The organism is Tenacibaculum aiptasiae (assembly GCF_965221665.1).
Taxonomy (GTDB): Bacteria; Bacteroidota; Bacteroidia; order Flavobacteriales; family Flavobacteriaceae; genus Polaribacter; species Polaribacter aiptasiae.
The window spans coordinates 1,120,197-1,138,035 of record NZ_CBDCSN010000003.1; the positions used below are offsets into that span (position 1 = coordinate 1,120,197).

Annotated in this window: 13 protein-coding genes; 9 read left to right on the plus strand and 4 right to left on the minus strand. The window is 29.2% G+C overall.

The features are described from left to right. The first annotated feature begins 256 nt into the window (after positions 1-256). Genes thrA through thrC form a run of 4 tightly spaced genes read left to right on the plus strand, consistent with a single transcriptional unit; the run spans position 257 to position 5,571 of the window. Positions 257-2,698: a bifunctional aspartate kinase/homoserine dehydrogenase I gene (gene thrA, locus ACOQN8_RS16695; protein ID WP_420553552.1), complete on the plus strand. Its 2,442-nt coding sequence runs from the start codon at positions 257-259 to the stop codon at positions 2,696-2,698. 6 nt (positions 2,699-2,704) lie between these two features. After that, on the plus strand, positions 2,705-3,343 hold the full coding sequence (locus ACOQN8_RS16700; protein ID WP_420553553.1) for a class I SAM-dependent DNA methyltransferase: 639 nt from the start codon (positions 2,705-2,707) through the stop codon (positions 3,341-3,343). Further along, positions 3,340-4,272 carry a homoserine kinase gene (locus tag ACOQN8_RS16705; protein ID WP_420553554.1) on the plus strand — a complete coding sequence of 311 codons (933 nt, stop codon included), beginning with the start codon at positions 3,340-3,342 and terminating at the stop codon, positions 4,270-4,272. Before ACOQN8_RS16700 ends, ACOQN8_RS16705 begins: the two co-directional genes overlap by 4 nt. Before the next feature lie 12 nt (positions 4,273-4,284). Beyond that, the gene (gene thrC / locus ACOQN8_RS16710; protein WP_420553555.1) at positions 4,285-5,571 is read left to right on the plus strand and encodes a threonine synthase; all 1,287 of its coding nucleotides are present in this window, start codon (positions 4,285-4,287) and stop codon (positions 5,569-5,571) included. Positions 5,572-5,603: 32 nt separating this feature from the next. Here thrC and ACOQN8_RS16715 read toward each other — a convergent pair whose 3' ends face one another. Both ACOQN8_RS16715 and ACOQN8_RS16720 read right to left on the minus strand, forming a co-directional pair. Next, positions 5,604-6,647: a WD40 repeat domain-containing protein gene (locus tag ACOQN8_RS16715; protein ID WP_420553556.1), complete on the minus strand. Its 1,044-nt coding sequence runs from the start codon at positions 6,645-6,647 to the stop codon at positions 5,604-5,606. Between the two features lies 1 nt (position 6,648). Beyond that, a complete protein-coding gene (locus ACOQN8_RS16720; protein WP_420553557.1) occupies positions 6,649-7,902 on the minus strand; it encodes a S41 family peptidase in 1,254 nt (417 codons plus the stop codon). 206 nt (positions 7,903-8,108) lie between these two features. Between ACOQN8_RS16720 and ACOQN8_RS16725 the strand changes: the two genes are divergently transcribed. Next, entirely contained in the window at positions 8,109-9,233 is a 1,125-nt protein-coding gene (locus ACOQN8_RS16725; RefSeq protein ID WP_420553558.1) for a sensor histidine kinase, read from the plus strand. Next, the gene (locus ACOQN8_RS16730) at positions 9,230-9,940 is read left to right on the plus strand and encodes a LytR/AlgR family response regulator transcription factor (protein WP_420553559.1); all 711 of its coding nucleotides are present in this window, start codon (positions 9,230-9,232) and stop codon (positions 9,938-9,940) included. Before ACOQN8_RS16725 ends, ACOQN8_RS16730 begins: the two co-directional genes overlap by 4 nt. Here the strand turns inward: ACOQN8_RS16730 and ACOQN8_RS16735 are convergent. Then, positions 9,930-11,069, minus strand: coding sequence for an alpha/beta hydrolase-fold protein (locus ACOQN8_RS16735; protein ID WP_420553560.1), 1,140 nt, complete (start codon positions 11,067-11,069; stop codon positions 9,930-9,932). The genes ACOQN8_RS16730 and ACOQN8_RS16735 overlap by 11 nt on opposite strands. 179 nt (positions 11,070-11,248) lie before the next feature. On the opposite strand from ACOQN8_RS16735, the gene ACOQN8_RS16740 reads away from it, so the two are divergent. The 3 genes from ACOQN8_RS16740 (at position 11,249) to ACOQN8_RS16750 (ending at position 16,537) form a co-directional block, all read left to right on the plus strand. Beyond that, positions 11,249-13,021 (plus strand): AMP-dependent synthetase/ligase, encoded by a 1,773-nt coding sequence (locus ACOQN8_RS16740; RefSeq protein WP_420553561.1) that lies wholly within the window; start codon positions 11,249-11,251, stop codon positions 13,019-13,021. Between the two features lie 72 nt (positions 13,022-13,093). Further along, positions 13,094-14,866: an AMP-dependent synthetase/ligase gene (locus tag ACOQN8_RS16745; RefSeq protein WP_420553562.1), complete on the plus strand. Its 1,773-nt coding sequence runs from the start codon at positions 13,094-13,096 to the stop codon at positions 14,864-14,866. A gap of 45 nt (positions 14,867-14,911) precedes the next feature. Next, positions 14,912-16,537 carry an RluA family pseudouridine synthase gene (locus tag ACOQN8_RS16750; RefSeq protein ID WP_420553563.1) on the plus strand — a complete coding sequence of 542 codons (1,626 nt, stop codon included), beginning with the start codon at positions 14,912-14,914 and terminating at the stop codon, positions 16,535-16,537. 2 nt (positions 16,538-16,539) lie between these two features. Here ACOQN8_RS16750 and ACOQN8_RS16755 read toward each other — a convergent pair whose 3' ends face one another. Next, positions 16,540-17,835 carry an MFS transporter gene (locus ACOQN8_RS16755; protein ID WP_150899587.1) on the minus strand — a complete coding sequence of 432 codons (1,296 nt, stop codon included), beginning with the start codon at positions 17,833-17,835 and terminating at the stop codon, positions 16,540-16,542. Between the last annotated feature and the right edge of the window lie 4 nt (positions 17,836-17,839).

Here is a 17,839-nt window from a genome sequence, read left to right on the forward strand (position 1 = left end):
TTAAAAAAGAATAGCATTAATTCAAAAAAAAGTATACATTTGAATCGATGTTAAACAACAAAGAAAATATTAATTCTTTACTAGTCGTAAACTTTACGACTTCTTTTGTTGGCACTACTACAATTACTACTATCATTACGGGTACCCTTTAGGGGGTTCATTTTTTACATATCATCTTAGGTTATAGTTATATTTTTGAAAGACTCAAAAAAAGATAACTCATTCAAAATCAATTTATAAATTTACACATTAAACAATGAAAGTTTTAAAATTTGGTGGATCATCAGTTGCCAATCATCAAAACATCAAAAAGGTTTTATATATTGTAAAACAAGTATCTAAACACGAAAAAGCTGTAGTTATAGTCTCTGCTTTCGGAAAAACAACCGATAAATTATTAGCAACAGCACAAGTAGCTTTAAAAGATAATAGTACCGTTAATCAATCAATTACAGAATTAGAAGAGTTACATTTTTCTGTAATTGAAGAATTAATTTCTAAAGAAAAACAACCTAAAGTAATTCAAGAAGTTCGGTTTTTATTTAACAGGTTAAAAGCTATTTATGAAGGTATTTTTCTCTTACAAGAGCTTTCTCCTAAAACCCTAGCTAAAGTAGCTAGTTTTGGTGAAAGACTGTCATCTTATATTATTGCCAATGCTGCAAAGGAATTAATAAATGCAACATATAAAGATAGTAGAGAACTTATAATTACCAATAGTGATTCTTTAAATGCTCAGGTAAATTTTGAACTAACTAATAAAAACTGTAGCAGCTTTTTTAAAGAAAACTCTTTTGATGCTGTTATCTTAGGTGGGTTTATAGCTTCCAATGTAAAAAATGAAACAACTACCCTAGGACGTGGTGGTTCTGATTATTCTGCAGCTATTTATGCTGCTGCGCTTAATGCTAATGAACTTCAAATTTGGACAGATGTTAGTGGAATGTATTCAGCAAATCCTAGCATAGTAAAACAAGCATTTCCAATTACTCAAATTTCATATGAAGAAGCAATGGAATTATCGCATTTTGGAGCCAAAGTCTTGTACCCTCCTACTATTCAACCAGTATTAGAAAAAGAAATTCCTATTCGAATCAAAAACACATTTGATCCAGAAAATGAAGGAACTCTAATTTCTAAAGAGTCTATCAATCATAAGCCTGTAAAAGGAATTACGCATATAGAAAATATAAACCTCTTAACTCTTGAGGGAAGTGGCATGATTGGTATTCCTGGTTTTTCAAAGCGAATGTTCGAAACATTATCGCAGCAAAATATCAATGTAGTATTTATAACACAAGCTTCTTCTGAGCATTCTATTTGTATTGGAATTTATGAAGAAGACGCTTCACTAGCGAAAGAATCATTAAATGAAACTTTTTCTTTTGAAATTCGACAGCATAAACTTAATCCAGTTTTAGTTGAAAACAACCTTGCCATTATAGCTTTAGTAGGTGATAAAATGAAAAATCACCAAGGTTTGAGCGGGCAAATGTTTAGTGCTTTAGGAAAAAATAATGTAAACGTAAGAGCAATTGCACAAGGAGCTTCAGAAAAAAATATTTCGGCTGTTATAAATAGTTCAGATGCAAAAAAAGCGCTGAATACATTACATGAACAGTTTTTTGAAGAAAAAGTAAAACAATTAAACCTGTTTGTAACGGGTGTTGGAAATGTAGGTGAACGATTTTTAGCACAGGTTTACCAACAAAAAGAGTTTTTAAAAGAAAACTTAAAATTAAACATTCGAGTAATTGGAGTTTCTAACTCTAGAAAGATGATATTTCATGAAGAAGGTATCGATTTATCGAATTGGAAAGAACAGTTAAAAAATGGCGAAGAAAGCTCGATACAATCATTTTTTGAACGTTCAAAATCTTTCAACCTTCGTAATTCTGTTTTTGTTGATAACACAGCCAATCAATCGGTTTCTGAAGTTTACGAAAACTATCTACGTAATAATATTGCAGTAGTTACTTGCAATAAAATAGCTTGTGCTTCAGATTTAGAAAATTATAAAAAACTAAAGAAAGTTTCCAATAAGTATAATGCTCCGTTTTTATTTGAAACTAATGTTGGTGCTGGACTACCAATTATAGATACTTTAAAAAATTTAATCGCTTCTGGAGATAGAGTTCATAAAATACAAGCTGTTTTATCTGGAACTTTAAATTTTGTATTCAATAATTTTAATAACAAGAATACTTTTCATGATGTTGTTGCTGATGCACAAGCACAGGGCTATACTGAACCAGACCCGAAAATTGATTTAAGTGGAATTGATGTTGCTAGAAAAATATTGATTTTAGCTCGTGAAAGTGGGTTTAACTTAGAATTATCAGACATTAAAAACAATGCGTTTTTACCTGAAAAAAGTTTAAAAACAACCAATAATGATGAATTTTACGCTAGTTTAACTGAATATGAAGCTCATTTTCAAAAAATATTCAAAGAAGCTAGCGATCAAGATTGTCGTTTAAAATATGTAGCTGAATTCGAAAATGGTAAAGCTAATGTTGGTTTACAGCATATTCCTTCTGACCATCCTTTTTACAATTTAGAAGGTAGCGATAATATTGTGTTATTCTTTACAGATAGATATCCTGTAAATCCATTGCAAATAAAAGGTGCTGGTGCTGGTGCAGATGTAACTGCTTCAGGAATTTTTGCTGACGTTATTAGAATAGCTAATAATTAAAATTAAATGGTGAATAAGTATCAACATATCATAGAAACTTATAATAAAGTATCACAGCAATACCATGATAAATTTATGGAAGCAACTGTATATCATCATAGCTACGATAGGCTTTTAAAACATTGTAAAAATAGCCATAAAACAATCTTAGATGTTGCCTGTGGTCCTGGAAATATTACTAAGTATTTACTTAATAAAAGGAGTGATTTTAAAATTCTAGGGATAGATGCCGCAGAAAATATGATTCAATTAGCAAAAGAACATGTTAAAGATGCTAGTTTTAAAGTTGAAGACTGTAGAAACATTAAATACTTAAATCAAAAATTTGATCTTATTATTTTCGGTTTCTGTTTTCCATATATCTCAAAAGAAGATTGTATCCAGTTAATTGAAGATGCTTATACTATCTTAAATGAAAATGGATTATTTTATTTAAGTACAATGATAGGTAATTATAATACTGACTCTGGATATAAAACTAGTTCAGATGGAAAAAATAGCTTATTTATTCACTACCATAATCAAGAATATTTAGTTAATGCTTTACAAAACAACAAGTTTCAACTATTAGAAAATTACACAAAAAAATATCAAGAAGGTACTACTATTGGTGATACCGACTTATTTTTAATTGCAAAAAAATGAACTATATAAAAATATTTGCTCCAGCAACAGTTGCTAATGTTTCTTGCGGATTTGATTCTATGGGATTTGCCGTAGATACTATTGGCGACGAAATGACTTTTACAAAAACTGTAGAAAAAGGGGTTAAAATAACACAAATAACTGGCGCTAAAGGTTTGTCTTTAAATCCAAAAGAAAATGCGGCAGGAGTAGTTGCTTTAGCTATGCTTAAAGAACATTCAGTAGACTTTGGTATAGAAATTACTATGCATAAGGGATATTCACCTGGAAGTGGATTAGGAAGTAGCGCCGCTAGTTCTGGAGGTGCTGCTTTTGGTGTAAATGAATTATTAGGAAAGCCATTTTCTAGCTTAGAACTTACAAAATTTGCAATGTTAGGTGAAAAAGCTGCCTGTGGGACTCCTATAGCTGATAATGTAGCTTCAGCTATTTTTGGAGGTTTTGTCTTAATAAGAAGTTATGAACCTCTAGACATTATAAAGCTTCCTGTTCCTAATGAATTACAATTAGTTGCTATACATCCACAAATAGAAGTAAAAACTAAGGACGCTAGAGATGTATTACCTCAAAAAGTATCTTTAAAAGATGCTACTACTCAATGGGCCAATGTTGGTGGTCTTGTAAGTGGATTGTATACAAGTAATTATCAAGTAATAGCCAATTCATTAACTGATGTTATTGTAGAACCAGCTAGAAAGCATTTAATTCCTCATTTTGATTTAGTTAAAAATGAAGCTATCAAAGCAGGTGCATTAGGAGCAGGAATATCTGGTTCTGGCCCTACAATTTTTGCATTATGTAAAGGTGAAAAAACAGCTAATAATGTATATGAAGCTATACAAAATGCATACAGTGATAAAAACATTGATTTTAATCTTTTTACATCTAAAATAAATACACAAGGAGTTAAAATATTAGAGACAAAATAAACACAACACAAAATGAAATATTACAGTTTAAATAAAAAATCACCAAAAGTTAGTTTTCAAGAAGCTGTTGTAAACGGATTAGCTCCTGATAGAGGTTTATATTTTCCAGAAAATATTACTCCTTTAGACAAAGACTTTATTGAAAATATTGGAGAATATTCTAATGAAGAAATTGCACACAAAGCTATTCAACAATTTGTAGGAGATGAAATACCTACCGAAACTTTACAAGAAATAATTAAAGAGACATTGTCTTTTGATTTTCCTGTTGTTTCAATTGAAGAAAATATTGGAACCTTAGAATTATTTCATGGTCCTACCATGGCTTTTAAAGACGTAGGAGCTCGTTTTATGGCACGTTGCTTAGGATATTTTAATAGAAACAACAACAATAAAGTAACTGTTTTAGTAGCTACTTCTGGCGACACTGGAGGTGCTGTTGCTCATGGATTTTTAGGGGTAAAAGGTGTAGAAGTAGTTATACTCTACCCTAGCGGAAAAGTAAGTGATATTCAAGAAAAACAATTAACTACTTTAGGACAAAACATTACAGCTTTAGAAGTTAACGGAGTATTTGATGACTGTCAAGATATGGTAAAAACTGCTTTTCTAGATTCAGAAATAAATCGTGTTTTAACCTCAGCAAACTCAATTAATATTGCTCGTTGGTTACCTCAAATGTTTTATTTTTTCTTTGCTTATAAACAGGTCTATAAACAGCAAAAAGATGTTGTATTCTCTGTTCCTAGTGGAAACTTTGGAAACATTTGTGCTGGTATTATGGCTCAAAAATTAGGACTTCCAATCAAACATTTTGTAGCTGCTACGAATGTAAATAATACTGTTCCTAACTTCTTAAAAGATGGAAACTATAACCCAAAACCATCAATAGCTACAATTTCTAATGCTATGGATGTTGGAAACCCTAGTAACTTTATACGTATTCAAGAATTGTTTAATAATGATTTAAATGCTTTAAAAAGTACTTTTTCGTCCTATTCTTTTACAGATGAAGAAACACGTAGTGCAATGAAAGCAATACACAAAGAAAGTAATTATATTGCCGATCCTCATGGAGCTGTTGGGTACTTAGGTGCTAAAGAATATCAAAAAGAAAATCCAAATTCTATAAGTTTATTTTTAGAAACAGCACACCCAGTAAAGTTTTTAGATGTAGTAGAAAATACATTAGACATTCAAGTAACTATTCCTGAACAAATTCAATCGGTTATGCATCGAAAGAAAAGTGCAATAACCATAAACTCATACGAATATTTAAAGACTTTTCTTAATTCTTAAAACTAAAAAGCCTCAATAATATGAGGCTTTTTCTATTTAATTACTTTCCAAATTTTAACCGTTTTGTCTTTACTAGGTATAGCTACAAACTTTCCATCTGAGCTCACATCCATACCTAGACCGATATCATTATTATTGTTTGAAAGTGTTTGCAAAATGGTTTCATTTTCAACATTCCAGAGTGTCGCGCTTATAGGTTTTACAAATCCTTTAAACCCTAAATGATACTCTAATAATTCTCCTAAAACTTTTTTATCTGTACCTCCAGCCAAAACATTTTTATTATCTATAAAAACTACCGAATGTATGGCTTCATTTTCTCCTTTTAAAGTATGCAATAACTTCCAACTTTTTGTATCCCATATTTTTATTGTCTTATCATCTCCTCCACTAGCCATTAATTTACCATTTGGACTAAAACTCATTGATAAAGGAACTTGTGTATGTCCTAAAAGAGTATTCAATAATTTACCAGATTGCATACTATACACTCTAATAGCATTATCACTTCCCGATGCTACTAAAAACTCACCTGAGGGATGAAATAATACTTCCCAAATGTTATGCTTAGCTTCTCTAAATTCGTAAAGTATTTTACCTGTATGAACATTCCAAACTAAAACTATATCATCATTACCTCCAGCTGCAATTAATTTTCCATTTGGGCTAAAATTTACCGACCATAATGTTCCTACATTCCCTTCTAAAACACGAATCATTTTTCCCGTATTTACATCCCATAACCTCATTTTCCCATCATAAGACCCTGTACAAACTAACAATCCATCAGGACTAAAATCTATTGCGGGTGTTCCATACTCATGTGGTAAATCATGTATTACTTTTCCAGTAATTCTAGACCATACTTTCACCTTTTTTCCTAATCCTCCACTTATTATAAGTGAATCATTTGGACTAAACTTTACTTCCCAAACCTCATCTGTATGGTGCTTGTACGTATTAATTAATTCTAAATGATTTCCTTCAACTAAAGTTGGTTGATCAAATAATTGTGAATACACAAAATAAAACAAGCTTAACAATAATAATAGAAATATAAACTTCTTTTTCTTCATCTCATTTTAGATTTTCTAACTTCTGAATCATCTTTTGGGCAGATACCAAACTAGGGTCTAACTCTAGAGCTTTTTCATATGATTTTAAAGCATTTTCTTTATCCTGTTTCATAAAATATGCCTCTCCTAAACTATCCCATGCATTTGCATCGTTAGAAAATAGTTTTGTATTTTCCTGAAATACAATTAAAGCTTCATCTATCAATCTTTCTTGTAAAAATGTGTAGCCTATATTATTTAAGATACTATTCTTTTTCTTTTTAACTGTTTGGTTTATTGCTTCAATATAAGCTTTAACAAAAGCATCTTTTTTGGTTGTTTTTATATTAGGTATAACACCTACTCCTTCCCAATTAGTTTTAGTCTTAGGATGTATTGGTTTGATATATGGAACTGATATTGTAAACTCATCATTTAAATTAATTCGTTTTGTTCGATTAGCTCCTCCTTTAGTAACTTCTCCTACAACAGTTACTTTACCTAAATATTTTAACGTATAGGTGAAGGCTTCTGCTGCAGAAAATGTATTCTTACTTGTTAAAACATATACTGGTTTTTTATATCTATTTCCTTTAAGGTTTGTTAAAGAATATAACTGCGTTTTGGTATTGTTTTTTCTTTCATAAAAATTACTCAATAAAACTGGTTTTTTATCAAAAAAATAACTTGATAATAATTGCATCATACTAGGGACTCCTCCTCTATTATTACGTAAATCTATAATCATAGCATTTGTATTATTTAAAAAAGTCATAGCAGAATTTACAATATTTTTTGAATGTTTAGTGTCAGCAAATAACTGTAAATTTAAGTATCCTATATTTCCATTTAATATTTTCAATTCTTTAAATCCATAATTTATCTCTCTCATTTTCATCATCTTTCTTCTTTGTATTTCTTGTTGCATTCCTTCAGAAACCATAAGTTTTTTTTGAGCAATACGCTTAGGTTCAAATCGAACTTTAAGATGATAGTCTTTACTTATATTTTGTAAATCTTCGGTTAAAGTTCTTGAAAAGACAAAAGGATTAATTATTTGAGAATACTTTTTAGCCTTTATATTCTTACTCAACTCAGCTATCATTTTGTACGATAACTCTAGATCAACATAGCTCTCTAGTAAATTTTCTTGAATTGATTTAATAATTTCTTTTCGAACCTCTTCGGTTAAAGTGTTCTTCTTTTTTTGGGCTTTTACATTTAGTGAAAAAAACAATAATAAGCTTAGATACATAATATTTAAACACGTTTTCATTATGATATTATTTTAAATTTTCATCAAACATATTCTAAAAACAAACTTCTTTAAAGTAAGAATCACCAACTAGTATAAAACATATATGTATAATGAATTTGAATACTTAAACCCTTTTGATGAAAAAAAAATAATGTTCATGCAATTTTTATCTATGTATATGAATATAATACCAAATAGTCAGTTATTATTTTTAGCTTTGATTCATGATTACATTCTTAAAAAAATATAGCGCTTTTATTTATGGTCTAATATTATTTAGAGTTCTTGTTTTTATCTTAAGTCATTTTGATATTATATATATTGATAACTCAGAGATTTTAGCTAATATTTTAAGTTTTGTTTTTAGCTGGGGATTAATATCCTTACCAATCTATTATTATTCTTTTATAAAAAAGCACAAGATTATAAGCATAAAACTATTTATTTTAATATTACTTTTTCTAGCTATTATTATAAATGATATATCTTCAAAAATAATAGACAACCCAATTACTTTTATTGGATTAATTAGTATTGGTTTAAGCTTTTTCTCAATTATAGCTCCTTCCTATTTCAAAAAATATTCTTTAATTATTATTGGTTTTTATCTTTTAGCTTTTGGATATTTCTATTATATAAGAATTTATATAGATAATTTTAATATTTATTTACAAGAAGAGAAAGAGATTAAAATCATTTTAACACTTCCTTTTTTTTTACTAGGAATAAATTGGATTTATCAACAATGGAAATTGTTTAAAACCATTGAATTGAAAAAGACTAAAGCTGAATTATCTTTATTAAAAAGTCAGATAAATCCTCACTTTTTTTTCAACACTTTAAATAATTTATATGGACTAACGGTAGAAAAATCAGATAATGCGCCTAATGTTGTTTTGAAATTATCTGATATGATGCGATACACAATTTATATGGGAAAAAAAGATGCTGTTTTATTGAAAGATGAAATTGAATATTTAAAAAATTATATCGAATTACATGAAATACGTTATCAAAAAAAAGTAGATATTCTTTTTAATTATTATAATGAAGTGGATTATAAAATTGCTCCGCTATTATTGATTATCCCTATAGAAAATGCTTTTAAACATGGTGTAGAGCGTATAACTGAAAATGCATTTATTCATATAAATTTAAGAACTAATAACAATACAATTTATTTTGAAATTGAAAATAATTTTGACGTACAAGAACCCCACCACAAAATTGGAATTGGATTAGATAACTTAAAACAACGTTTACAACTATTATATCCTAATAAACATAATTTACGGATTGAAATTAATAACTCAATTTATAAATTAGGTTTAAAAATTGAAACTATATGATACATTTTTTAATTATAGATGATGAACCAATTGCTCATAGAATCATTGAGGGGTATTCCAATAATTTACCCCATTTAGAAAAAAAAGGGAATTGTTACAATGCTTTTGAAGCTATGAAATTTTTAAATGAAAATAGTATAGATTTAATATTTCTTGATATAAACATGCCTAAATTATCTGGTTTTGATTTTTTAAAAACATTATCAAACCCACCAAAAATAATTGTTACCACTGCTTATAAAGAGTTTGCTTTAGAAGGTTATGAGCTTAATATTTCTGATTATTTATTAAAACCCTTTAGCTTTGAACGCTTTGTAAAAGCTATTAATAAAACTATTAATAACTCTAAATATAAAGAAATTAATTATTTACACTCACTAGCACTTATAAACCCTACAAATACAAGTTTTTTCTTAAAAGGCGATAAAAAACACCATCAAGTTCATTTTGATGATCTATTGTTTATAGAAGCATATGGACATTACTGTAAAGTATATTTAAAGGATATAATGATTCTAAGTCATCAAAAAATATCCGCTTTTGAAAATCAACTACCAACCTCTAGTTTTATTAGAACTCATAAATCTTTTATTGTTTCAAAAAACAAAATAAGTGAAATTGAAGGTAATCGAATATTAATTAAACATCATAAGATTCCAATTGGACAGACTTATAAAACAAATATCAATAGACTTTTCAATTCATAATTTTATTTAATTTTTCCTTAGCTTTTTTCATTCCATCTTTCATTAACTTATCAAACTCAGATTTAGGGTATTTTTTTATACCTACTTCAAAAAACTTAACAGCATTTTTATAATCTTTATGCTTTAAATAGAATTGAGCTAACCTGTTTTTCCAATAAGCACTATCATATCTTCTCGTGTCTAAAACATCTTTAAACTCTTCCATAAAAAAACTAAAGTATTTAAAATTATCACGCCTCCATGCTAACCATATCAATGAATTTTTAGTACTATCATCTATTTTACCACTACCCCCAAAACGTTTAGCTCTTTCTTTAAAAAAAGATTTTAAATACGGAATTCCTCCTGCTTTTTCATAAGCTTCAATACTTTCAAAGACTAAGGAATCATAATTATGATAATAATACATAATCCCTTTGTACATTGCTAAATGTGGCATTGTTTCATGTACTTCTTCATTAAATAATTCATATTTCCAAAGTAAATTTTCGGGATTGTGCTTTTTCAATTCTTTACTAAACGCTTCTGTTGAAGCTATATAATAAATATCTTTCTTAGAATTCGCTATATACAGATATACATCTTTAGCCGATTTAAAATTTTTAATAATCTTCTCAGGTGCAAAACCTCCATCAGTTATAATAGCACCATTAAACAATTCGCTCTTTTCTAAAATAAGTTTACTAACATAATATGCAGCTGCTTCCCATCCATATATGATTCGTTCATTTGTAGTTCTAAAGTTACCATCTATGAAACTAATCACTTCTTTCTCTAAAAATGATGTAAACTTTGTTCGCTCATTATTAAACAAGGTTCTTCTTAATGGGTTTTTATTTTTAATTCCAATAATAATCATTTCTGGAATGGCTCCTGGAGTCCTTAATGATTTTTGAATTCCCACTCCATTTGTAAAAAACCACTGCCCATCCAAAATATACATTACTGGATACCTTTCTTTTGAGCTATCATAACTATCAGGTAAATAAACTTGAATTTCTCTATTTTCATTTAAGATAGTTGATTCAATTATATAATTAGTACCAATGGTTATTTCATTTCCTTTCTTTTGAGAATAGGAATGAAATGTAACCAATAACATTAAAATTAAGATTGTTTGTTTAAACATAGTTTGAAAAGTTTTTTCTCAAATTTAAAAATATAGTTATCATATAATTAACGTTTTAGCTTCTTTATAAATATTTTAACTAAAACTTAAAAAACATTGATAATGCTTTATATAATTAATTTTTAACAATTAACTCTTTCACTTTTTTTTCATAGATTTATGGCAAACCGCTTACATTTATGCAAAAACCTACAGAAATTACTCGCCTTTTTGATTTCCCTTATTACCAGTTACAAACATACCCACAACAAAAGTGCTTAGTTTACAAAGAAGAAAATGTTTGGAAAAATATCTCTACTCAGAATTATATAGAACAAGCCAATCAAGTAAGTAGAGTTTTATTAAATTTAGGAATAAAAAAAGGAGATAAAATAGCTGTAATAACATCTGTAAATCAACCAAAATGGCATATTTTAGATATAGGTGTTATGCAAATTGGAGCCATAAATGTACCGCTATATCCTACATTCTCTGAAAAAGATTATGCATATATTTTAAATCATTCTGATAGTGTATTCTGTTTTGTTTCTGATAATGAATTATATCAAAAAGTGATTAAAGTTCAAGATCAAACGCAAATTAAAAAAGTATACACTTTCGAAGAAATTGATGCTGATTATAGCTGGACTTCTTTCTTATCACAAGGAAAAAATAATGAATTACAATCAGCTGTAGAAAGCTCAAAAAACAATGTACAACCAGAGGACTTAGCTACTATCATCTATACATCAGGAACTACAGGTACTCCAAAAGGAGTTATGCTTTCACATCAAAATGTCGTAAGTAATATTTTTGCTGTAGGTAATTCTTTAGATTTACACGACAACCAAAAAAAAGCTATTAGTTATCTTCCTATCTGTCATATTTTCGAAAGAGCAGCGTCCTATTACTGTCAATATATGGGCTTTGAAATTCATTTTGCCGAAAGTATTGAGAAAATTGGAGATAATTTAAAAGAAGTTAAACCTAACTTTATGGCAGTAGTGCCAAGGTTATTAGAAAAAGTTTTTGATAAAATTGTAGATAAAGGAAGTAACTTATCAGGTATAAAAAAACGTTTATTCTTTTGGGCACTTAAGCTGGGGGAACAATACAAACCATATAAAGCAAATGGTTGGTGGTATGAATTTCAACTAGGAATAGCTAGAAAACTTATTTTTTCTAAATGGCAAGAAGCTTTAGGTGGTCAGTTAGATTTTATGTTAGCAGGAAGTGCACCAATGCAGCCAAGACTAATTAAAGTTTTTACAGCAGCAGGAATCCCAGTTTTTGAAGGTTATGGAATGACCGAAACATCTCCTGCAGTTTCAGTAACAGATATGCGTAATAATGGATTTAAAATAGGTACTGTTGGAAGAATCATTAAAGATGTTGAGGTTAAAATTGCTAACGATGGAGAAATCTTGGTAAAAGGTCCAAATGTAATGATGGGATATTATAAAAATAATGAACAAACCAATGAAACCATTAAAAATGGTTATTTACATACTGGAGACATAGGAGAAATTGACTCAGAAGGCTTTTTAAAGATTACAGATAGGAAAAAAGAAATTTTTAAAACATCTGGTGGTAAATACATAGCTCCTGCTGTATTAGAAAGTGAATTAAAAAAATCACGTTTTATTGAACAAGTAATGGTTATTGGAGAAAGCGAAAGAATGCCTGCAGCACTGATCCAAGTATCCTTTGAATTTGTATACGAATGGGCTAAAAGACATCATCATACAATTACCGATGTTTCTACTGATCAAAAACTGATAAATCGTATTCAAAAAGAAATTAATTATTACAATAAAAAATTTGGTAATTGGGAGCAAATTAAACGATTTGAAATTACTTCAGATGAATGGACTACCGATGCTGGGCATTTAACTCCAACATTGAAAATGAGACGTAAAATTATCTTAGAAAAATACAACGATTTATATAAAAAAATATATAATTCACAATAAATCAACCATTAAGCTCAAACTTGTGCAATCGGTCTATTTTTCATAATTTGCAGAGCCCAAAAATTTGAACATATGTCGATTGAAATTACTCGTCTTTTTGATTTCCCTTACTATCAACAAGAAACTTATAATTTAAAAAAAGCTTTTACAACGAAATATAATGGTAAATGGCAATCAATATCAACTCAAGAGTATATTGATCAAGCGAATGATATTAGTAGAGGTTTACTTCGTTTAGGTGTACAGCCAAACGATAAAATTGCAGTAATATCAACAAACAACAGAACTGAATGGAATGTTTGCGACATAGGAATTTTACAAACAGGTGCTCAAAATGTACCTATTTATCCTACTATTTCTAAAGAAGATTACGAATATGTTTTAAATCATTCAGAAGCAACTTATTGTATTGTTTCTGACAATGAAATTTTAGAAAAATTAAATCAAATTAAAGGCAATACAAAACTTAAAGATGTTTATACTTTTGATGAAATTTCTGGAGAAAAAAATTGGAAAGAAATTTTAGAATTAGGTAAAGATAATAGCAATCAAAACGAAGTAGAAGAGCGAAAAAATAATGTAACTTCTGATACACTAGCTACGCTAATTTATACTTCAGGAACTACTGGAAGACCTAAAGGTGTAATGCTTTCACATGGAAACATTGTTTCTAATGTTTTATCTAGTGAAAAAAGAGTTCCACTTTTATACGGAGAGGAACGTGGACTTAGCTTCCTACCTGTTTGTCACATTTTTGAGCGAATGATATTGTATTTATACCAATATTGTGGAGTTTCAATTTATTTTGCCGAAGCAATTGATAAATTAAGTGAGAATGCTCAAGAAGTAAAACCTCATGTAATGACAGCCGTTCCGAGGTTATATGAAAAAATATATGATAAAATCTATGCCAAAGGAGCTGATTTAACTGGAGTAAAGAAAAAATTATTCTTTTGGGCTATTGAATTAGGACTTAAGTATAAGCCATATGGTGCAAATGGATGGTGGTATGAAAAACAACTAGGTATTGCACGTAAATTAATTTTCTCTAAGTGGCAAGCTGCTTTAGGTGGAGAATTGAAATTAATGGTTTCTGGTTCTGCTGCTCTTCAACCGCGTTTAACAAGAGTATTTGCTGCCGCTGGAATGCCAGTTATGGAGGGTTACGGTCTTACTGAAACTTCTCCTGTAATCTCTGTAAACGATGTACGTAATGGTGGTTTTAGAGTTGGCACTGTAGGTCGTATGATAGATGGTGTTGAGGTTAAACTTGCAGATACTGGAGAAATATTAGTAAAAGGACCTAATGTTATGAAAGGATACTATAAAGATCCTGAAAAAACAGCTGAGGTACTAAAAGATGGATATTTCCATACAGGTGATAAAGGAGAAATTTGTCATGATGGATTCTTAAAAATTACAGGACGTACCAAAGAGATGTTTAAAACCTCTGGTGGTAAGTATGTTGTTCCACCTTTATTAGAAGGTGAATTAAAACAGTCTCGTTTTATAGAGCAAGTAATGGTTATTGGTGAAGGTGAAAAAATGCCTGCAGCACTTATACAACCAAATTTTGAGTTTATTAGAGAATGGGCAGTAAGACATCATGTAACTCTAGGCGATAATGAAAATTTAATTAAAAATCCTAAAGTTATAGAGCGTATTCAAGAAGAAGTATCTCTTTGTAATTCTAAATTTGGAAAATGGGAGATGATTAAAAAGTTTGAATTAACAGCAGAGGAATGGTCTATAGATGGTGGACACCTTACTCCTACTATGAAAATGAAACGAAAAATAATTAAAGAAATTTATAAAGATTTATACGATAAAATTTATAATAACTAATTTTACTAAAGTGTTGTGTAAGCAACACTTTTTTCTTTTTAATATATGACTAAGTTTATTCATTTTACATCTAGTATAAATGCTATTTCATTACCTCAAAAATTTGATTATCCTCATAACTATTCCCCTCACAAATTAGCTATAATAGCTGCAAATGAATTACAAGAGTATTTAAAAAAACAAACAGATTTTGAGCATAACTTTGGAATAGAAAACAATACAGCTAAAGATGCTTTAGGTAAAATGTTTGGTGTTTTAGTAGTAAAAAACTCAAACGAAGAAATAGGCTATTTGGCAGCTTTTTCAGGAAAAATTGAGAATAGTTCTGTACATCAACATTTTGTTCCGCCTGTTTATGATATACTAGATAAAAATGGTTTTTATATACAAACTGAAAATAAACTCAATCAAATTAATCAAGAGCTTTTTGAACTAGAAAACAATACTCAGTTCATAAAAATTAAAAATGATTACAATACACTTTCGTTAACTAATGAAAAACTTTTAAACGAAGAACACTCTAAAATAAAAACAAGAAGAAAGTTAAGAAAACAACTAGGTAAACAAAACAATCAGTTAAATATTAATGAAGAGTTTTATTTACGAGAGTATGAAGTTTATTTAAAGGCTAAAATTCTTCCTTTAGAAAAAGAATTTTTAAGCTATCAACAAAAAGTTAATCAATTAAAAAAACAACGAAAAAAACTTTCTGCTTGGGTACAAACTGAAATTTTTAAACACTATCAGTTTTTAAATCAAGAAAAAGAAACTCAAAATCTTTTAGATATCTTTAAAAACTCAAAGCAAAACATTCCTGCTGGAGCTGGTGACTGTTGTGCCCCTAAACTACTTCAATATGCTTTTAAACATGGTTTAACGCCTATTTGTATGGCAGAATTTTGGTGGGGAAAACCTTTAGCTACTTCAGTAAGAAAGCATAAAAACTTTTACCCAGCTTGTACTGGAAAATGCAAACCTATCTTAACACATATGTTAAAAGGTATGTTAGTAACTGAAAATCCTTTATTAGAGCAATTATCAGTCAATAAAAAGGAGATTACAGTTATTTATGAAGATGATGCTTTAATGGTTATAAATAAACCAGAAGAATTGCTTACAGTAGCTGGTAAAGAAATACAAGATTCCGTTTATCAACGTATCAAAAATAAATACCCAAAGATTACTGGCCCAATAATCGTACATCGTTTAGATATGTCAACTTCAGGTATTTTATTAATTGCTAAGAATGAAGAAATATATAAAGCTTTACAAGCTCAATTTATAAATAAAACTGTATGTAAACGCTATGTAGCTTTACTTGATGGAACTTTATCTAAAAACAATGGTTCCATAAACCTACCTTTAAGAGTTGATTTAGATGATAGACCCAAACAGTTGGTTTGTAATGAACATGGGAAACCTGCTTTGACTAAATGGGAAACAATAGAAATCAATGATGGAAAAACAAAAGTACATTTTTATCCAATTACAGGACGTACACACCAATTACGCGTGCATGCTGCTCATAATTTAGGTTTAAATACTTCTATTGTTGGTGATGATTTATACGGTGAAAAATCTAAGCGATTGCATTTACACGCAGAACATATTGAATTTATACACCCAATAACCAAAGAAAAAGTGAGTTTTACCTCAGCTTGTCCTTTTTAAAACTATTCTACATACTTTGTTTTCTTAAGAGTACTTAAGATAATAAATGATATTAAAAAGAAAATAGCCAAACATAATACACTCCACTGCATTGAGTTTGTAATTGCATATAAAGCACCATAAACAGCGGTTCCTAATACGATTGCTATTTTTTCAGTAACATCATAAAAACTAAAGTAAGTAGCATGATCTTCAGTTTCTGGTAATAATTTAGAATAGGTAGATCTTGTTAACGATTGAATAGCTCCTTGTACCAAACCTAACAAACCTCCTAGTCCATAAAAATATAATTCAACATTCTCTTGACTTTTGTCTAGCATAAATGCTGAAAAACAAACTAGCATCCATATTCCTATAGTAACTTTTAAAGCTGTAAAATTTCCATATCTATCAGAAAATCTTGAAAAGAAAAAAGCTCCTACAATAGCTACTACTTGAACCAATAATATGGTAATTATCATGTTTGTTGAAGGTAACTCTAATTCAGTAGAACCAAAAATGGCTGCCATTAAAATTATGGTTTGAACTCCAATACTTAAAAAGAAAAAAGCTACTAAAAACTTCTTTAAAGTAGGATAATTTAAAACCTCTTTAAAAACAATTTGCAACTCTCTATATCCTTTCCATATGTAATCATTGTCAGGTTGTTTATTATAAATATCATCTGGTAGTTTACGAAAAGTAATTTGTGCAAAACCAATCCACCAAATCCCTACCATTACAAAAGAAAGTCTCGAAGCCATTCCTGTGGTAATTCCTAAAGCATCAGGAAACATGATCATTCCTAAATTGATAATTAATAAAATTACAGATCCAATATAACCATATATAAAACCTTTTGCGCTTGCTCTATCCTGTTGCTCTGGTAGTGCTATTTCTGGTAAATAAGCATTGTAAAACACCCAACTTGCCCAAAAACCAATACTTGCTAATATGGTAAACCAAATTCCAATCCATACAGTATCTACTCCATCAAAAAAGTATAATGATGCTACAGACAAACCTCCTAACCAACAAAAGAACTTCATAAACTTTTTCTTACTCCCTGTATAATCAGCAATACCCGATAAAATAGGTGAAATAAAAGCAACTACTAAAAAAGAGAAAGATAAAGCATAACTATACAAACTATCTGGATGCTCCCAATCCATTCCTAAAAAACGAACTGTTTTACCTTTGGTTACAGCACTATAATACAATGGAAAAACGGCTGTACTTATTACTAATGAATATACTGAATTAGCCCAATCGTAAAATGCCCAAGCATTAATTAGCTTCTTATCTCCTATTTTATACATATTT